Consider the following 16,913-nt stretch of genomic DNA (forward strand, 5'->3'; position numbering starts at 1 on the left):
GGCTAAATGATAAAGAGTCTGAGCTTCTCCTCCCCTATTACGCACCTGTTGATATAAAGGCAGGGAAGGGATTTGTTGAAATGATCTAGTGCCTTCTGCTTTTCTCCCCAAGCTAAGTAGACTTTACCAATATTGTTCAAGGTGGCTGCTAACCCTAATTTATTTTCCACAGATTCAAATAGAGGTAGAGCTTGCTGGAAATAATCCCGCGCCTTTTGGTGTTCTCCTAAATCTAAGTAAACTGCACCTATGTTATTCAGGGTAAGAGCCTCTCCCAGTTTATCTCCTATCTGTCGTCTGATTGCGAGGGATTGCTGAAAATAATCCAGTGCTTTTTGCGTTTCTCCTAAATCTAAGTAACCTGCACCGATGTTGTTGAGAGTACGAGATTCTGCTGGCTTGTCTTCTATTTGTGCATATAAAGGTAGGGATTGGCGGAAATAATCCAGTGCCTTTTGTTTTTCGCCTAAATCTAAGTAAACTATGCCAATATTGTTGAGAGTACGAACTTCCCCTAGTTTGTCTTTTACCTGTCGCCGTAGAGGAAGAGATTGCTGGAAGTAATCCAGTGCTTTTTGCGGTTCGCCTAAATCTAAGTAGACATTGCCAATATTGTTGATACTTAGAGCTTCCCCTGCTTTATCTCCCATTTGTCGCTTGAGTAACAGGGCTTGTTGGAAATACTCTAGTGCCTTTTGCAGTTCTCCTAACTCTGAGTAAACATTGCCAATATTGTTGAGGGTGATAGTTTCCCCTTTTTTATCTCCCACCTGTCGTCTGAGTAATAAGGCTTGATGCAAATTTTCTAGTGCTTGACGCTGTTGTCCTAAATCTGAGTAGATTTTGCCAATGTGACCAAGGGCGAATGCTTCTGATGAAAGATCGCCTAATATTCGATATAGTGAACGTGCTTTTTCAAAAAAACCTAATGCCTGTAACACAGATGCTGCTGTTCCTTGCTGATATAGTTGCTTTCCTTTGTGATAAGCTTCTTCAGCCGCAGCAAGAGTTGTATCTGGCACATTTGTCTGTGCTACCTGTGTAATCTCTAATGAATAATCCGCAGTTATTGCAACACTTGATTTGGAAAGTAATCCGATACTGCTCAAGATAACTATAGTGCCATTGACTACAAATAGAAAAGAGTGCCATTTTGTTGACTTACATATCTTCCATTTGTTCATAAAAGTACCTTGATTCTCTGAGAGATTGAAAGTTGCTTAAACTTAATATTTCCCAAAATCAGGTAAAAAATTTGTCAATGATCGCATCCCAAGTTTAAAGATTGCCCTCCAATTCATCAAACCCCATACTCAAGATGTGTCCAGGAGCAATCCCAAAGTTTGCCACCAAGCCATATGTACAACTACAATCAGTCTTCTGTTTCTTCCCAAGCTTCTACCCCTAGATCAATAGAAATCCGGTACAGAAAGTACTTTAAATATATAGTACCGAGTAGTCGGTGAGTAGCCGAAGATGGACAATTTGCCGTTGTCTTTTATATATTAATTAGTATAGGAAGCCTAGTTTGATTTTTCTGAAAATACTAACAAGGAAACCTTTATACAACAAACTTCTAGTCAAATTGGTTATTAAAAAAGTAAATATAATTCCTATATTTTTTAATATTTCTGTTGAATGTAAATTTTCAAACTAACTGATCTGTCTAAAGTAGGAAAAATTATCTATTCAAAAATATTTTGCCAATTTGCCTCTTATATTAATAAGAAATACAAATAAAAAACGATTTGATTTTTGTTGCATAGAGGTTGAAATTATGTATAAATATATTTAGTATATTCGATATAATTATGTCGAATATACTGTTGCTCATATATAGTGACAGATACAGAGGTAAGGATAGTTTACATATAAATATTCTTAATTACCTCATGACTCTATTAGCTATAAATGACGCAGTATTTTGATGCGACTTCTATTTGATGATACCGTTTTGCATGAAGCCTGCTGTTTAATTTAATTTACCTAGACTATAAGGGCTTGCTGGCATGAGACTATCTGCGTTAGATCCACTCATACCGCTTAACTGTTTAAAAGATGAACTGATCAAGTTGCCAAAAGGTTACTCATTTTATGAAGAAGAAGTAATAGATTTTCTATCACGTCGAAGATGGCCTGAGAGCGATCGCCGTATTGACCGCACAACTTTCTGGCGTTGGAGAAATGATAATGGAATAGAACGCCAAAAGGTATTCAGCCGCTTGGATCTGCTCAAACTTTGTCAAATCTGCGACCACTACCGAATAGATGGAACTCGCAATGAATATTTGGAAATCATGAAAAGGAAAAAAGAATTAGCACTCAATAGATAAGAATTTATGTGTAATTTATGTTGCTAGTTATCTAATCAGTGATAGTAATGGGTCATGAGTTATAATTTTGCCCATACCAATTACTTAAAGGAAAGACCACATTTACCTAAATACATACTGGCTTAATATTTGTTTAGTTTCCTCAAAGGTTTCTCTGATTTTGATTAGCTAGTACTATCAAAATGAGTGCATATATTCTTTTTCCAAGCAATTGAGATTTTTTCACATACCTGCATTTCTAGAAGTGCAGGTTTTTTATTTATACAAGTATTGATAATACTATATGAAAACCAAGATAAACCTACTAAGTTAATATAAAAAATAAAAAAATCTTATATCCTAGGGAATAGATTGAGCATTGACAAGTTATTTCTAAAGTGAAAAATAAAATTCTCTAGAAGGATGAAGTTTTTATTTATCTACTTACAGAGAATAAATAGGTGTAGTTGATTTATTCCTAAATGTTGAAGTGCTGTTATGTTATCCATTGGAGATTATGTGATTAACCAACAAACAGGCCATCTAGGCAAAGTGGTTGGTTACGGCAACTACCTCATCAATAATGTATACACAGTCACATTGAAAGTGCTTGTAGCTGAAACTGCTAATTCCCAAAAGCGAGTGTTTGTAGTGGAAGATAAAGTATCAGCATGGATTAGGTGGTCTGTAGCATAATATTACCTTTTTTTAAGGATAAACACGATGGTACGTGATTGTATTTTTTGTCTACAAGAAGCAGCTTTACAATTGATATTTAAAAAATATTTACCGCCTCAAAATCCATCTGAATGTTTTGTTAATCCCCCTTGTGGTTGTCCCAATCCTGGACAAGAACTACAGTGTGAAGACTGTGTTTATCTGGAAGCTTGTTTGTCTAATTTTAGGCAATTGGAAAGTAGGAACAAGGGGAAAACTAACGACTAATGACTAAAACAGTAAACTAGCAGAATTGACATCTAAAAATAAATCCGCCTGTAGTTGTTGACGCAGGATAGAAGCTGGACAGTCTGTAGTGACTGAACTTTGTAGCATATTTTGTACTATCTGTGCTTTACGTTGTTGTGGTGCTAGACAAAGGATTTTTTTGGCTGAACAAATCAAAGGCAAGGTTACAGTAAAAGCGTACTGGGGAACACTATCAAGATTGGGGAATTGTCCTGTACTTACTTGTTGTTGGCGATTAGCTGTATCTAGTTTTACTAATTTAACGCTGTAAGGATCTTGGAAATTGGCTACAGAGGGGTCGTTAAAAGCTAAGTGTCCATTTTCGCCAATACCAAGACAGCAGAGGTCAATAGGTTGTGCTTGCAGTAGTTTGGTGTAGCGATCGCACTCTGTCAATGGTTCTAAAGTATCACCTTCAATATAGTGAAACGTTTGGGGACATATTCGCTTTTCTACACGTTCTCGCATATAGTGCCGAAAACTAGCAGGATGATCGGCACTAATTCCCAAATATTCATCTAGATGAAATAAAGTAATTCGTGACCAATCTACACCACCCAAAGCAATCAACGCCTCTAAAAATTTGAGTTGAGAATTGCCTGTAGCGAATAAAACAGCAGCTATCTGCTGATGTTGCAGAATAGATTGTAAATACTTCTGGGTGATACCTGCAACGTCTTGAGCCATGTCTGATTCAGATTTGTAAATCTGTACCGAGAGGCGATCAACATGAAAAGATTTTGTAGGGGCTATCATTTGCTCTTCTCCCTGTTCCCTTTTCCTCAAAAGTTTGGTGTAGAGGCTTCCTCTACTCTCACTTCTCTCTGTTCCTGATTAACTACATCATTAGTTAATTCCATGATTTTCTCAAATTGAAAATCATGGGCTAAACAACTGAAATACTCTTGTAAAATTGTATTTTCCCAGGTGAGTTGCTGGATTAATTCTAAAATTAGGTCATCACTACCTTGGGCAGCAGCTTGATAGATTTTTGCCACCCATTCTTGAGGCATTTGAGATAGTAAAGACAATAAATCATCAATTTTTGGAATTTTTTCTAGAGATTTTTGCCTAATATGGAATGTTTGGCGAATATCTTTTTGGTAAAGATAGCGAACACCTAAATATTGACTGAGTTTTTCGAGAATTTGTGCTTTCTGGAAGGGCTTGTTAATCAAATCGTCACAACCAGCTGTCATCATTGCTTCCCGTTGTTCTTCAAAAGCGTTAGCAGTCAGGGCAATAATAATTGTATGGTGTTGATAGGAACAAGACATGGGGCGATTTTCGTTCCGAGACACTTCATGAACGTATGTTGTCAGTTGCAAACAAGTTTCTGCTAGGGTTGCTCCGACTGTGGTCATCGACATCATACTGCATTTTTCCTGATGCTCTAATTCACGGGAACGAATCAAGCGAGTAGCTTGATAACCATCCATTGCAGGCATTCGCATATCCATGAAAATGAGGTGAGGATGCCATTGTTCCCATAAAGCAACAGCCTCGTGACCATTTGCAGCTTCTTGTACCGCAAAACCAATAGATGAAAGGAGTTTCACTAGTAAGAGACGACTATCGGGTATATCATCTACAACCAAGATTCGATATTGTGCTTGCTGCGGTGCTAAACCAGTTACCCAATGAGATACTGATGACATGGGCATATCAGCAGCAGAGATTAAAGCGACTTGAATATCAAAGGTAAATTGACTCCCCATCCCTAAACTGCTAGTAACGCTAATTTCTCCCCCCATCATTTGCACGTATTTACGGCTAATTGCTAATCCTAAGCCTGTTCCCTGTTGCGATTGTCTACCGCTTTGAGTTTGTCCAAAAGCTTCAAATAACAACTCAAGTTCTTGTGGTGCAATTCCTGTACCAGTATCTTGTATCTCAAAGATGAGAGATTGGGGATGGGAAATAGACAAGCTAGAAGGGGAAGACACGGGAGATGCAGTATTACTTTCTTGTCCCCCTTGTTTCCTTGTCCCCTTGTCCCCAGTCCCTAACCTTACTTTAAGTATCACATTGCCAGATGCTGTAAATTTAATGGCATTTCCTACAATGTTGAGTAAAACTTGACGTATTTTGCTTTCATCGCTTTGTACGTATTGGGGCAAATGAGGATCATATTCAAATATCAGCTTTAAGCCTTTGGCTTTTGCCCGAACTTGCAACAGTTCTTGGAGGTTATCCAATAGATGAATTAAATCAAAACTACTGAGATTTAAGGTGGTTTTGCCTGCTTCGATTTTGGACATTTCCAGAATGTCGTTGATGAGGTTGAGCAGGTGTTCTCCGGCGCGGTTCATGATGCCTAAGTTTTGTTGATGTTCACGAGAGAGGGTGTTGTCATGGCTCATTAGTTGCGTAAATCCCAAGATGGCGTTTAGGGGTGTTCGCAATTCGTGGCTCATGTTGGCTAGAAATTCGCTCTTGGCTCGATTGGCAGCATCAGCTGCTGTCACCGCCGCTTGTAAGGCTTCTGATTGCTGTTGAGTTTGGGCTAACAATTGTGCCTGCTGTAAAGCCACTCCCAACTGATTACCAATCTGGACTACGATGTTGATTTCCCCTGTTTTCCACTGGCGAGGCTGGGAATTTTGATAGGTGGCTAATAACCCCCAAACTTGATTACCACATAAGATGGGGACAGTAATATAGGCTTGGGCTTGAAACTGCTCCAAAAGATTGATGTAATGAGGGTCTAGACCAGCTTGGTAGATGTTCGACACACAACAAAAACTTGTGCCTGTATTCGCTGGTATCTGATTATCTTGTAATTCGATTTCTTGACCATCCAACATTTTTAGGATACAGCGACCATTTTCTAAAGCATCTTTGGTGAGATTGAGGTTTTGTTGGTGCATTTCGATGAGTGACACCCACTCCGTACCTACAGATTCGGCGACAAATTCGCCACTCCAATCGGGATGAAAGCGATAAACAACGACGCGATCGCAATGCAAAACTTGCCGTAATTCTGCGGTGGTGGCGGTAAAAATAGTTTCTAAATCTAGGGTCTGGCGCATCCTTTGAATGACTTGAGCGATCGCTCTTTCCCGTTCTATACTTTCGCGTAAAGCTGCTTCTGCCTGTTTGAGTCCACTAATTTCTAGCATCACAGTGCCGACACCAGAGGGGCGATGATCTTCTCCAGGAATGGGAAAATAGGAAACTAAGAAATGACGTAGATGCTCCCGCGACTCGGAAACGGCAATACTTAGTTCCCGGTTCAGAATTGCTTGACCGGTCAATAGTACGTGTTGACAAAATGGTGTCAGCAAAGGGTCGATGTGGGGTGCTATTTCATCGAGTGTCTTGCCGATATGGTCTTTTGCTGGTTGACCAGAAATCTCTGCCATCAATTCGTTAATTTGGACAAATCGCAGATGGTGGTCTAAGATGTTCATGCCTACAGGCGCACCACTGAAAAAAGCATTGAGATGAGCTTCCCGCAGTTCTAGCTGTTTTTCTAGGGTTTTGCGCTCTGTAATGTCTTTATTAGTGCCGGTCATCCGTAAAGGCGCACCTTGTTCGTCACGTTCCACAATCTGACCGCGAGATTGTAGCCATTTCCATTCCCCAGAGGCACAGCGTATCCGAAATTCCATTTCATATACAGATGTCATCCCATGTAGATGAGCATGAATAGCTGATTTAACGGCGGGTAAGTCTTGTGGATGGATTAATTGTTGGCTCAGTAATTGATTTTGATCGACTTCAGATTCTGTATACCCTAGTAGATTTTGCCATTGCCAGTCACGATAGATTTTCCCTGTGTGGAGATTCCAATCCCACAAACCCAACTCGCTGGCTTCTAGGGCTAGTTGTAATCGTTCTTCGCTTTGTCTGTGGGCTGCTTCTATCATTTGGCGTTGAATTAAACTGCCTAATTGCGTGGCTACAGCACCCACCAACATCAGTAACCGCTTATCTACTGAGACAGCACTGCGCTTAAAAAATACTAAAACAGCTACTACTTCGCGACCGGCAAGAATGGGAACACCAAAACCCGTTTTAAAGCCGATTTTCGCAGCTTGCGAAGAGCGTAAAAATACTGACTGGGTTAGCTGAGAAATATCTTCTATCCATTCTGGTTTTTTCGTTTGCCATACTCGCCCCGGTAGTCCCACACCTACAGCAAATGTCATTGTCTGGCTGCGATCGCAAAATTCTTCCAGATGGTTTTCTTCACAGTAGCAGACTAAACTATGTTCCAATACACTACCATCATCATTGGGTATCCATGCTTCCCCAAAGTCCCAACCGATAGTTTGGCAAATCAAACGCAAGACTAATGTTAAAGCACTTTTGAGATCAATGGCGCGGGTGATGCCCTGTGTAGTCAACAGCAATAAACGGCTTTCAGTTTCTGCTTGTTTGCGTTCGGTGATATCTTTAGCTGTTGCAAGTAGATACTTTTGACTCTCTATTTCGATCATTTCTGCACTGAGCAATACCGTTTTGATTTCACCGCTTACAGTACGAAAATCAACTTCATGGTTGCGAATAGTTTTTGTTTGTTGCAGGATTTTGGACAGAAAATGACATTCCTGGGGATTTACCCAAATGTTTAATTCTGTATTAGTGCTACCAATGACTTGCGATCGAGAATAACCAAAGAGCCGACAAAAGCTGTCGTTAACTTCAATGTAGCGTGTTTCTGGAAAAGTACACAGAGCGATGGGGTCAGGGGAGGCTCTAAAGGCTGAGGCTAACTTCTGTTCGGAAGCTCGATGAGCTGCTTCAGCTCGTTGACGTTCTCGTGCTTCTAGTGCCAAAGAGACTAAATTACTTAAAGAACGGGCAAAATTTTGCTCTTCCAGTGTCCAGTGATGTACTATTCCCACAGTTTCTAAGCACAAAACTCCTACTGTTTTTCCCCCTAAACGAATGGGTGTATCGAGCATGGAAGTAATATTGCAGGGGGTAAGATAAGTCTCAGATAGTTGTTGTGTGCGGGGATCTTTATAGGCATCATCGGCGGCGATCGCTTCATTTTGATGCAAAATTTGAAAATATGCTAGATGCTCGGCTACTGATAGGGCCAATCCTGTACTGTGCTGATGGTGACTTTGCTCAAATAAATCGCAGCATTCAATTTCAGTACCTGTGACTTTATACAGCCAAATACTAGCTCTTTCTACGTCAATATGTTTTGCTCCAGCTTCTGTAATTTCCCTCAAAACAGCTGGCAATTCTCCTTGATATAATGCCTGATGTTTCGCTAGCTGGCTTAACACTGAGTTATAGTTGCATAGCTTGATGGTACTTGCCGCCGGGTTGGTATTTTGATGGTAATTTTGCAGATTACTCTCCGCTTGCACAGTATTGCATATTGTCTCTAGCTGCTGTGTTTGCTTTGCTAACTCAACGGCTAGTTGTTGATATTTTGCCTGCTCTACAAGTAATTGTTGCCGTAGTTCTTGAGTCTTAAGTTGATTCTTTACTCGAATTAAAACTTCTTTTTCTCTTAATGGTTTAGTAATATAGTCGGCGAAATCTAATTTAATATGATTCAATGTTTGAGATAGTTTTTCTAAATCAATCAGTAAAATTATGGGTATATCTATTTTGTTTTGATTACTCTTTAATCGTTGAGCGATTTTTGACCCCTTGAGGTTAGCTATAGAACTGTCCAGTAAAATTAGATCAGGAATAAAGTCTATTGCTAAATTAACTTCTATTTCCTTAGAAGATAATTTTTGTAAATTATAATTAATCGCATCAAATATTCTTAATAAACAATTCCAATTTTCTAGACCGTTCTCAATTAAGAGAATCTTGATTTGCTGATCATCTATCTTCATAGCATGATTTTTTGTGAAAAAATTTCAACACACCTTGATTAACTGGCAATTAAAACAAAATATTTTTGTCCGTACTATGTTGGCAGAGAATTGTAGATTAATTATTCATATGGCTTGAAGTATTACGGTTAAATATAACTCATATATGCTACAGTCACAGCAATAAAATTACCCAGGCTATTCATTAACTGAACATCTTGCACTAGCGTCGAAAACCGCAATGCTGGAGTACATTTGAGGCTAAAACCGTTGATGATTAGTTGAAACCCTGGTTTTTAGTCTTTGCTGAGAATACTCGAAGATGTGATTTGAAAATCTTTCCATACCGCAACTTTTGCGTCTCTATATCTTTGTATACTTGTATAATTATCTATATTTTTATTGGCAGAGAAATCGTATTATTACTTATATTTAGATTTAGACGGAAAATCGGATCAAGAAACCATAAAATCGAGAAAATATAGGAGATACAGCGTTTTGTAAGTAAATTAGGTACACCCCATTTACTTGCAAAACGCTGTATTTTCATTATGCTGAGTGGTGGTGCTGTTAGCGGTAGCGCGGCGTTTAGCCGGTGCTGAGTGCTGAGTGGTGAATAAGTGTATACTTACTCACCACTCTTGATGTAAATGACCAGCTAGATCAAAAAGGCTAATGAGTAGGGACTTTTGGCTTCACAACTTCCTCATCTTCTAATTGTAAATTGTGGATGCTCCCGACGATCGCCACGCCAGCGAAAGAATAAGTATGAACGCCATACAATCTACACAAAATTCCCGCCATTCATTAGTCTACGGGCCAGTCAAATCTTGGCGATTTGGGTCATCGCTGGGTATTGATCCAATTGGGGAAGTTTCTATTTGCTCGTTTAATTGCGTCTACTGTCAATTAGGGCAAATTCAAGTACATACTACTGAACGCCGGATTTTTGTACCTACAGCCCAAATATTTGAGGATTTGCGATCGCTATCACCAGATGAAAAAATAGATGTAGTTACCCTCAGTGGTAGTGGTGAACCGACTTTAGCCTTAAATTTAGATGAAATTTTAGCGATCGCCAAACAGTTGACAAAACTGCCAACGGTAGTTTTAACTAACAGCTCACTCTTAGGCGATCGCATGGTACGCGACGCTTTGCAACTAGCTGATATTGTATCTGTTAAATTAGATGCCATTTCGTCACATCAATGGCAGCGCATTAATCAGCCTATAGGGACAATGAATCTACCTGATATTTTGGCAGGTATTGCCCAATTTCGCGGGGAATATACAGGACATCTCGCTATCCAAACAATGGTTTTGTCTTCCTGGACAACAGAAATGCTAGAAGATTACATCCAACTAGTACAGCGTCTTAGTCCTGATGAAATTCAACTCAACATTCCATCTCGACCCCGTGCGTTGGTTCGTCAGTTAGATGCTAGGGGAAATAATGCCTTTGAATCTGACTGTGGTGATTTTCGCCAAATCAATTGCATCAGCGTTGATGTCCTCAATGCTTTAGCTGATGCTATTTACTTTGCAACCAAAATTCCTGTGCGTTGCGCCCCGATAGCTTTGTCATAGTTCACTGTTTACAAGGAATCAACAGATGGAAACCGAACAAACCAACCTATCACTAATACGCCCAAAAATTCCCTCTGGTCATCTTAACATCATGGGTTACATTGATGAATCAGAAGTGAATGGCCCTGGTTGTCGTGCTGTTGTCTGGGTTCAAGGGTGTCCGAGGGAATGTCCTGGCTGCTTTAATCCCGATTCCTGGACATTTGAGATTAACCAACTAGTAACTGTTGATAGTCTAGTTGAGCAAATTTTAAGCAAACCCCAAAATACCGGCGTGACATTCTCAGGAGGAGAACCATTTTGGCAAGCATCCGCCTTAGCTGATTTAGCCCGTAAGCTAAAAGCGGCTGGTTTAAATGTCATGTCTTTTAGTGGTTTTACCCTCAAGCAACTCCAATCAGAATCTGCACCGCCAGGTTCTCAAGAATTATTAGCACAATTAGATATTTTGATTGATGGGCCGTTTGTAGAAACTTTAGCAATTAATTCTCCAGATTCCCCTGTTTCCTCGCGAAATCAAAAGGTTCGCGTATTTAACCCAGCCTTTGCTGACAAAATTTCTTGGGCTAGCGACCAGATAGAAGTTCACATCCTCAAAGATGGAAATCGTATTGTCACCGGTTATCAAGGTTGGTTGGAATTGACTTAAATCAGTTAACAGTTATAGCACTTCTCGTTTGTATACAATACACTCTAACCTCTCTCCTACAAGGAGAGAGGCTTTGAGGCTTACTCCCCTTCCCTGTCTCCGACACGCTGCGCGAATGTAGGGAAGGGGTTGGGGGTTAGGTCTAGGGTGTTGACTTTGTGGGAAAATTCCTCAAAAAATTTCATGCAAATTCTGTTACGAGAGAAGTCCTACAATACCGTAATATACACAGGCACTAGCACCAGTAATGTAAACTAACCACGTTAGGAAAAAACCAAATGCGCGACCCGGTGAGGGACCATAGGTGATATTCAGCCCCCACGCATGAGCAACTCGTCCTATCGTGAGTACACTGCCAAGCAACCAGAGTATCCAAGACGATGAACGCATCAACTCTAATGTGATGACAAACAACAGCCCCAACGGGACATATTCTGTAAAATTGCCATAGGCACGTACTCTGCGCTGAAGAACGCCATCATCGGCAGTTTTTGTAATCACAGATTTCTGAGTATAGCTTTCGACAAAAGCTGCCCACGGATTGGGGTGTTCAAGGTAATTGGGCTGATTAATAATGTCTGTCTCCGTTTCTCCGTGCCAAATACGCGTTCGGGTGCGCTCTGTAACGACAAGGTAAGACAAAACAAGCGCAATCAAACCATTTAGTCCCACAAACAAGGTTGAAATAGGGATAGGCATAACAGATGTGAATTGTAGATCAATTTTATACAATAAGGACTCATAGTCACCGAACCAAGTCCTCAACTGGGTACAAGTCTATGAAATTTGCTCCTCTGATTGAAAAAATCACTATAGTATCCAATGAAGTAGACTTGCGCTCTTGCTTCATGGACTATGCTGGCGAACTGGTGGGAGCTACGGCTTGGGGATTGGATTTACTGGATAGTCGTCTTCGAGTGTTGGAGTCAGACCTTTGGGGAGTGCCGGATACCTTTCGCGATCGCTATCAAGAAGTTGGACAAAGTGAAGATCGAGTAAGCCAACGCATGATTCAGCAGCAAATTCCAGTTCATCATCTATCGGTTCAGTCTTTAAAAGCTTGGCATCAGAGCGCACTTTACCAGGATGTATTTCGCAATTACGGGCTTGAACATGGCATGGTTGCACCCCTCATCGGTGTTAGTCGCTTGATCGGTGGGATCTATTTTTTGCGTGGGAAGGAGTTTCCCACCTTTAACGATAGCGACCTTATTCATGTGAGTTCTCTATGCCAACACTTATCCGTTCGTTTAGCAACTTTACGTTTTGCGATCTCTCCTTCTTTAATCAATTGTCTAACACCACGAGAAGTTGACGTTGCGGAATTAGTTGCTCAAGGATTGAGTAATCGAGAAATTGCTTTGAAGTTGTATATTAGCCGTGATGCTGTCAAACAAGTTCTCAAACGGATGTTTCAGAAGTTAGACGTTTCTGCACGGGCAGAAATGGTTGCAAGATTGAAGGCTTGAGTTTGCTGATCTAACTTTAATTCTGAACCAATTAATGACACAGAAACACCATGATTTTTTACTCTCCAAAAAGGCACAGAGTCAACAGCCTAGGTTAGGTCTGTATTAGACTCAACTGCAAACTGCTATATCAAGATTAAAATTTCTGGATGGTATACCTTTAGGGAGTAGAAAATATTAATTTCTACTCCCTATTTTCTTGTATCTTAATTACGAATTACGAATTACATAATTATGCTCACCTTGACGCAAAGGCAACCACCAAACCCTGAGATAACAGTCACTTTTACTTTGGCACTGACAGCAGAAGAACGTACCCGCAGCCGTCACCGCTTTGAGGCAGAAGACGGTAAGGTGGTGTTTTTACGTTTACCTAGGGGGACGGTGTTGTGGGATGGGGATATTCTACAAGATGAAACCAATGGCAATTTGATTAGAATTACCGCTAAACCAGAACAGGTTTTAACTGTTGTCGCCCCTACACCAATTTTATTAATGCGGGCTGCATACCATTTGGGGAATCGTCATGTACCTGTAGAAATTACCTGCAATTATTTACGTTTATCTCCAGACCCAGTTTTACGCACCTTGTTAGAACAGATGGGGCTGGAAATCACAGAAGAAATTATCCCATTTCAGCCGGAGGTCGGTGCTTATGGACACCATCACCCTCACGGATAGTCATTTATTGCATCTCTTGCAGCTAGCCAGTTCCGCCTTACCTGTGGGAGCATACAGCTATTCGGAAGGAATAGAAACCTTAGTAGAACATGGCACAATTACCAACAAAGATACCCTCAAGCATTGGTTAGAGGCAGAATTGCGTTATGGGGCAATTCGGTTAGAAACGGCGGTAATAGTCAGAGTGCATGAGGCTGTGACTACAGGTGATCTGGAAAAATTACGCTATTGGAATTTGTGGTTATCGGCTGCTAGGGAAACCCAAGAATTACGTAATTCTAGCTGGCAAATGGGGCGATCGCTCATGCAATTACTTGCTAAAATACAACCGCAAGTATTAGATTTAGCCAACGCTGTGGGTAATCCTTGCAATTATGCGATCGCTTTTGGCATTGCTGCTGCCCATTGGCAAATCCATCCTCAAGCCGCTTTGTTAGCATATCTGCATAGCTGGGCAACTAATTTAATGACGGCTGGAGTAAAACTTATCCCCCTAGGACAAACAGCCGGACAAGAAATATTACTAAATTTACAACCATTAATTACTTCTGCCACACTAGAAATAATGGCTTTAGAAGATGATGACCTGAGTTGTTGTAGCTGGGGTTTATCTTTAGCAAGTATGCAGCATGAAACGCAGTATACAAGATTGTTTAGAAGTTGAGAGATTAGTTAGCGTTTGACACTAGTTATCGGGCGTTGCTGAGTGAGAATATGAATTTGTCGGGCTACGCCCCGCTAACGCTAACACGCAGAGGCGCAGAGACGCAGAGAGTAAGAGTTTAAGAGAGGGAATCTTTGATTTTCACATCTGGATTCAGCAACGCCAGTTATGGGATGCTTGAACCGAGTGTAAACCTGCTACTCTTTTACAAGAGTGCTTGATTGAGGTGCAACTATTTTACCAACTGCCGAACAAGGTATCATGTGCGTCACACTATGCCAATCCCTAACAAATACATTTACACCCATTTTTATCGTCCGATTAGATGAACGCACAGGCAATGTCTTCATTTTGTCTGGCGATAATATACAAATAGAGCTAATCACTAGTAACCAATTTACTAGACATAAATAGACAATCCTAGTCAACTGTTTATTGTTTTCTAGACATTTGCTCGATAGCATCACTTAAGCTATTAGCGTTTAATTCCAGGGAGCATCCCCTGAAGGGGTGCAGTAGGGGCGGGTTTACCAGAATCATCGTGAATAATTGAGGATATTTGTGAACCCACCCCTACTAAAATCTCAAATCCAAAATCTAAAATAGGTTGACTTGCTTATATAATACGTGTATTGTGCGATGCTCCCACATTTGAAAAGGTCGTGTCAAATGCTTTTATCTATCAAAACAAAGCTCAAACTAAGTCAAGAGCAAAAAATAATCATGAGTAAACACGCGGGAATTGCGAGATTTACTTATAATTGGGGTCTTGCTACTTGGAATAGCTTTGTTAAAGATGGATTAAAGCCTAACAAATACCTGCTCAAAAAATTCTTTAATAATCACGTAAAACCTGAATTTACATGGATTAAAGAAAAGGGAATTTGTCAGAAAATAACTCAATACTCTTTTGATAATTTAGGTTCAGCATTTGGTAGGTTATTTTCTGGCAAGAGTGGTTATCCTAATTTCAAAAAGAAAGGTAAACATGATTCTTTTACTATAGATGCTAGCGGTCAAACTATTCCTGTAGGCGGGACATCCATTAAGTTACCTACAATTGGATGGGTAAAAACTCATGAAAGTTTACCACATACAACTTGTAAATTAATCACTATATCTCGAATTGCTGATAGTTGGTATATTTCTTTTGCTTACGAGCAGGAAAATGAAATAACTCAAAAGCAGCACCAAGTTGTAGGTGTTGATTTAGGGGTGAAAGAATTAGCTACATTATCAACTGGGGTAGTATTTCCTAACCCAAAATACTATCAAGCTAATTTAAGAAAGCTCAAAAGACTTTCTAGAAAACTTTCTCAAAAAGTTAAAGGCTCTAACAATAGACATAAAACCAAACTTAAACTAGCCAGACATCATGCTAGGGTAGCAAATCTCAGAAATAATACTCTTCATCAAATTACTACTTTCTTATGCAAAAACCACGCAAAAATAGTAGTAGAAGATTTAAATATTTCTGGGATGTTGTCTAACCATAAATTGGCCCAAGTCATTGCTGATTGCGGTTTCCATGAGTTCAAAAGGCAGTTGGAATATAAAGCTAAAAAGTTTGGTTGTGAAATAATTATTGCAGATCGCTGGTATCCATCGAGTAAAACCTGTTCAAATTGTGGTCATATTCAAGATATGCCACTCCAAGAAAGAACCTATAACTGTGGTAGTTGTGGTCATTCAATCGACAGAGATTTAAACGCTGCAATAAATTTATCGAGGTTGGCTAAACCTTGAAAGCTTATTGAGGGATAACCGCTCCCATGCTCCCAGTGAAGTAAGAAATAAATGTCTAGACTTGTCTAGGATTTATATAGCAGATATATCGTAATGGTCGTTGGAGATTTCTTTAGTGAAGATTGACTTTAACAAGATGACAAAAGCTGAACTAAGAGCTTATGTAGTTGCTCATCCGCAAGATAAAGCAGCATTTTATGCCTTTGTTGATCGTTTCACATCTGTAGCATCTCCAGAAACATTTACTATGCTCCAGTCACCAGCAGAGATTGCAGAAATTGATCACTTAATTCGGGAGAAAGTAGAACAAATGCAGACCGAATAATTAAGAATTGATTTGTATTAACTTATGACCACATTTCGTATAGGTGTAGCAGGCCCTGTTGGTTCAGGGAAGACGGCTTTAGTGGATGCTTTATGTAAAGCATTGCGCGATCGCTATCAAATTGCCGTAGTGACCAATGACATTTATACTCAAGAAGACGCTCAGTTTTTGGTACGTTCTCAAGCCTTAACTAGCGATCGCATTTTGGGTGTAGAAACTGGTGGGTGTCCCCATACTGCCATCCGAGAAGACGCTTCGATGAATTTGGCAGCTATTGAACAACTAGAACAGCGTTTCACTCAGCTAGATTTAGTCTTTTTAGAAAGTGGTGGTGATAATTTAGCCGCTACCTTTAGTCCTGAATTGGTAGATTTAACTATTTACGTTATTGATGTGGCGGCTGGTGATAAAATCCCCCGCAAAGGCGGCCCCGGTATTACTAAATCTGATTTATTGGTGATTAATAAAACTGATCTTGCACCCTATGTTGGTGCAGATTTAAGTGTCATGGAACGAGATGCAAAAAAAATGCGGGTTGATAAACCTTTTATTTTTACCAATTTGAAAACTCAACAAGGGTTGGCTGATGTGATTGAATTTGTTTGTACCCATATTTAAGTAATGTAGGATGGGCTTCCTTGCATCAACGCGTCAAATTTCATTCCCATAGATCAAAATAGAAATATAGCCTGTTGTTTCTCTCACCTTGAATCAAACTAACT

At 39.9% G+C, this 16,913-nt stretch carries 16 protein-coding genes; 12 read left to right on the forward strand and 4 right to left on the reverse strand.

Translation table 11 applies throughout. The features are described 5' to 3' along the window. Positions 1–2 precede the first annotated feature (2 nt). Entirely contained in the window at positions 3–1,184 is a 1,182-nt protein-coding gene (locus VB693_RS11100; RefSeq protein WP_323266316.1) for a tetratricopeptide repeat protein, read from the reverse strand. 825 nt (positions 1,185–2,009) lie between these two features. On the opposite strand from VB693_RS11100, the gene VB693_RS11105 reads away from it, so the two are divergent. The 3 genes from VB693_RS11105 to VB693_RS11115 all read left to right on the forward strand — a co-directional run bounded on the left by VB693_RS11105 (position 2,010) and on the right by VB693_RS11115 (position 3,257). Continuing rightward, positions 2,010–2,333, forward strand: a complete 324-nt coding sequence (locus VB693_RS11105) for a hypothetical protein (RefSeq protein WP_190706787.1) — start codon at positions 2,010–2,012, stop codon at positions 2,331–2,333. 477 nt (positions 2,334–2,810) lie between these two features. Continuing rightward, positions 2,811–3,008 (forward strand): hypothetical protein, encoded by a 198-nt coding sequence (locus VB693_RS11110; protein WP_190706790.1) that lies wholly within the window; start codon positions 2,811–2,813, stop codon positions 3,006–3,008. A gap of 27 nt (positions 3,009–3,035) precedes the next feature. Continuing rightward, positions 3,036–3,257, forward strand: a complete 222-nt coding sequence (locus VB693_RS11115; protein WP_323266317.1) for a hypothetical protein — start codon at positions 3,036–3,038, stop codon at positions 3,255–3,257. Between the two features lie 3 nt (positions 3,258–3,260). Here the strand turns inward: VB693_RS11115 and VB693_RS11120 are convergent, their stop codons facing one another. Together VB693_RS11120 and VB693_RS11125 are read right to left on the reverse strand one after the other, a co-directional pair. After that, positions 3,261–4,034, reverse strand: a complete 774-nt coding sequence (locus tag VB693_RS11120; protein ID WP_323266318.1) for a glucosamine-6-phosphate deaminase — start codon at positions 4,032–4,034, stop codon at positions 3,261–3,263. Between the two features lie 26 nt (positions 4,035–4,060). Then, positions 4,061–9,091, reverse strand: coding sequence for a GAF domain-containing protein (locus VB693_RS11125; protein ID WP_323266319.1), 5,031 nt, complete (start codon positions 9,089–9,091; stop codon positions 4,061–4,063). A 705-nt stretch (positions 9,092–9,796) separates the two neighbouring features. Between VB693_RS11125 and VB693_RS11130 the strand changes: the two genes are divergently transcribed. Then, entirely contained in the window at positions 9,797–10,657 is an 861-nt protein-coding gene (locus VB693_RS11130) for a radical SAM protein (RefSeq protein ID WP_323266320.1), read from the forward strand. A gap of 25 nt (positions 10,658–10,682) precedes the next feature. Continuing rightward, a complete protein-coding gene (locus VB693_RS11135; protein WP_323266321.1) occupies positions 10,683–11,306 on the forward strand; it encodes a 4Fe-4S single cluster domain-containing protein in 624 nt (207 codons plus the stop codon). A 195-nt stretch (positions 11,307–11,501) separates the two neighbouring features. Here the strand turns inward: VB693_RS11135 and VB693_RS11140 are convergent, their stop codons facing one another. Beyond that, positions 11,502–12,038, reverse strand: coding sequence for an MAPEG family protein (locus VB693_RS11140; RefSeq protein WP_323266322.1), 537 nt, complete (start codon positions 12,036–12,038; stop codon positions 11,502–11,504). A gap of 47 nt (positions 12,039–12,085) precedes the next feature. On the opposite strand from VB693_RS11140, the gene VB693_RS11145 reads away from it, so the two are divergent. From VB693_RS11145 to ureG, 7 genes are all read left to right on the forward strand, one after another. Further along, a complete protein-coding gene (locus VB693_RS11145) occupies positions 12,086–12,775 on the forward strand; it encodes a helix-turn-helix transcriptional regulator (RefSeq protein ID WP_323266323.1) in 690 nt (229 codons plus the stop codon). 234 nt (positions 12,776–13,009) lie between these two features. Then, complete coding sequence (ureE, locus tag VB693_RS11150; RefSeq protein WP_323266324.1) at positions 13,010–13,456, forward strand: urease accessory protein UreE; 447 nt, start codon at positions 13,010–13,012, stop codon at positions 13,454–13,456. Next, complete coding sequence (locus VB693_RS11155) at positions 13,431–14,120, forward strand: urease accessory protein UreF (RefSeq protein WP_323266325.1); 690 nt, start codon at positions 13,431–13,433, stop codon at positions 14,118–14,120. Before ureE ends, VB693_RS11155 begins: the two co-directional genes overlap by 26 nt. Before the next feature lie 234 nt (positions 14,121–14,354). Further along, positions 14,355–14,534 (forward strand): DUF6888 family protein, encoded by a 180-nt coding sequence (locus VB693_RS29015; RefSeq protein ID WP_416233383.1) that lies wholly within the window; start codon positions 14,355–14,357, stop codon positions 14,532–14,534. A gap of 255 nt (positions 14,535–14,789) precedes the next feature. Further along, the gene (locus tag VB693_RS11160) at positions 14,790–15,866 is read left to right on the forward strand and encodes an RNA-guided endonuclease TnpB family protein (RefSeq protein ID WP_323266326.1); all 1,077 of its coding nucleotides are present in this window, start codon (positions 14,790–14,792) and stop codon (positions 15,864–15,866) included. A gap of 115 nt (positions 15,867–15,981) precedes the next feature. Next, entirely contained in the window at positions 15,982–16,191 is a 210-nt protein-coding gene (locus tag VB693_RS11165) for a DUF6887 family protein (RefSeq protein ID WP_323266327.1), read from the forward strand. A 24-nt stretch (positions 16,192–16,215) separates the two neighbouring features. Continuing rightward, the gene (gene ureG / locus VB693_RS11170; protein ID WP_323266328.1) at positions 16,216–16,809 is read left to right on the forward strand and encodes an urease accessory protein UreG; all 594 of its coding nucleotides are present in this window, start codon (positions 16,216–16,218) and stop codon (positions 16,807–16,809) included. Positions 16,810–16,913: the final 104 nt, after the last annotated feature.

Origin of the sequence: Anabaena sp. UHCC 0399, assembly GCF_034931465.1 — a bacterium.
Classification (GTDB): Bacteria; Cyanobacteriota; Cyanobacteriia; order Cyanobacteriales; family Nostocaceae; genus Trichormus; species Trichormus minutissimus.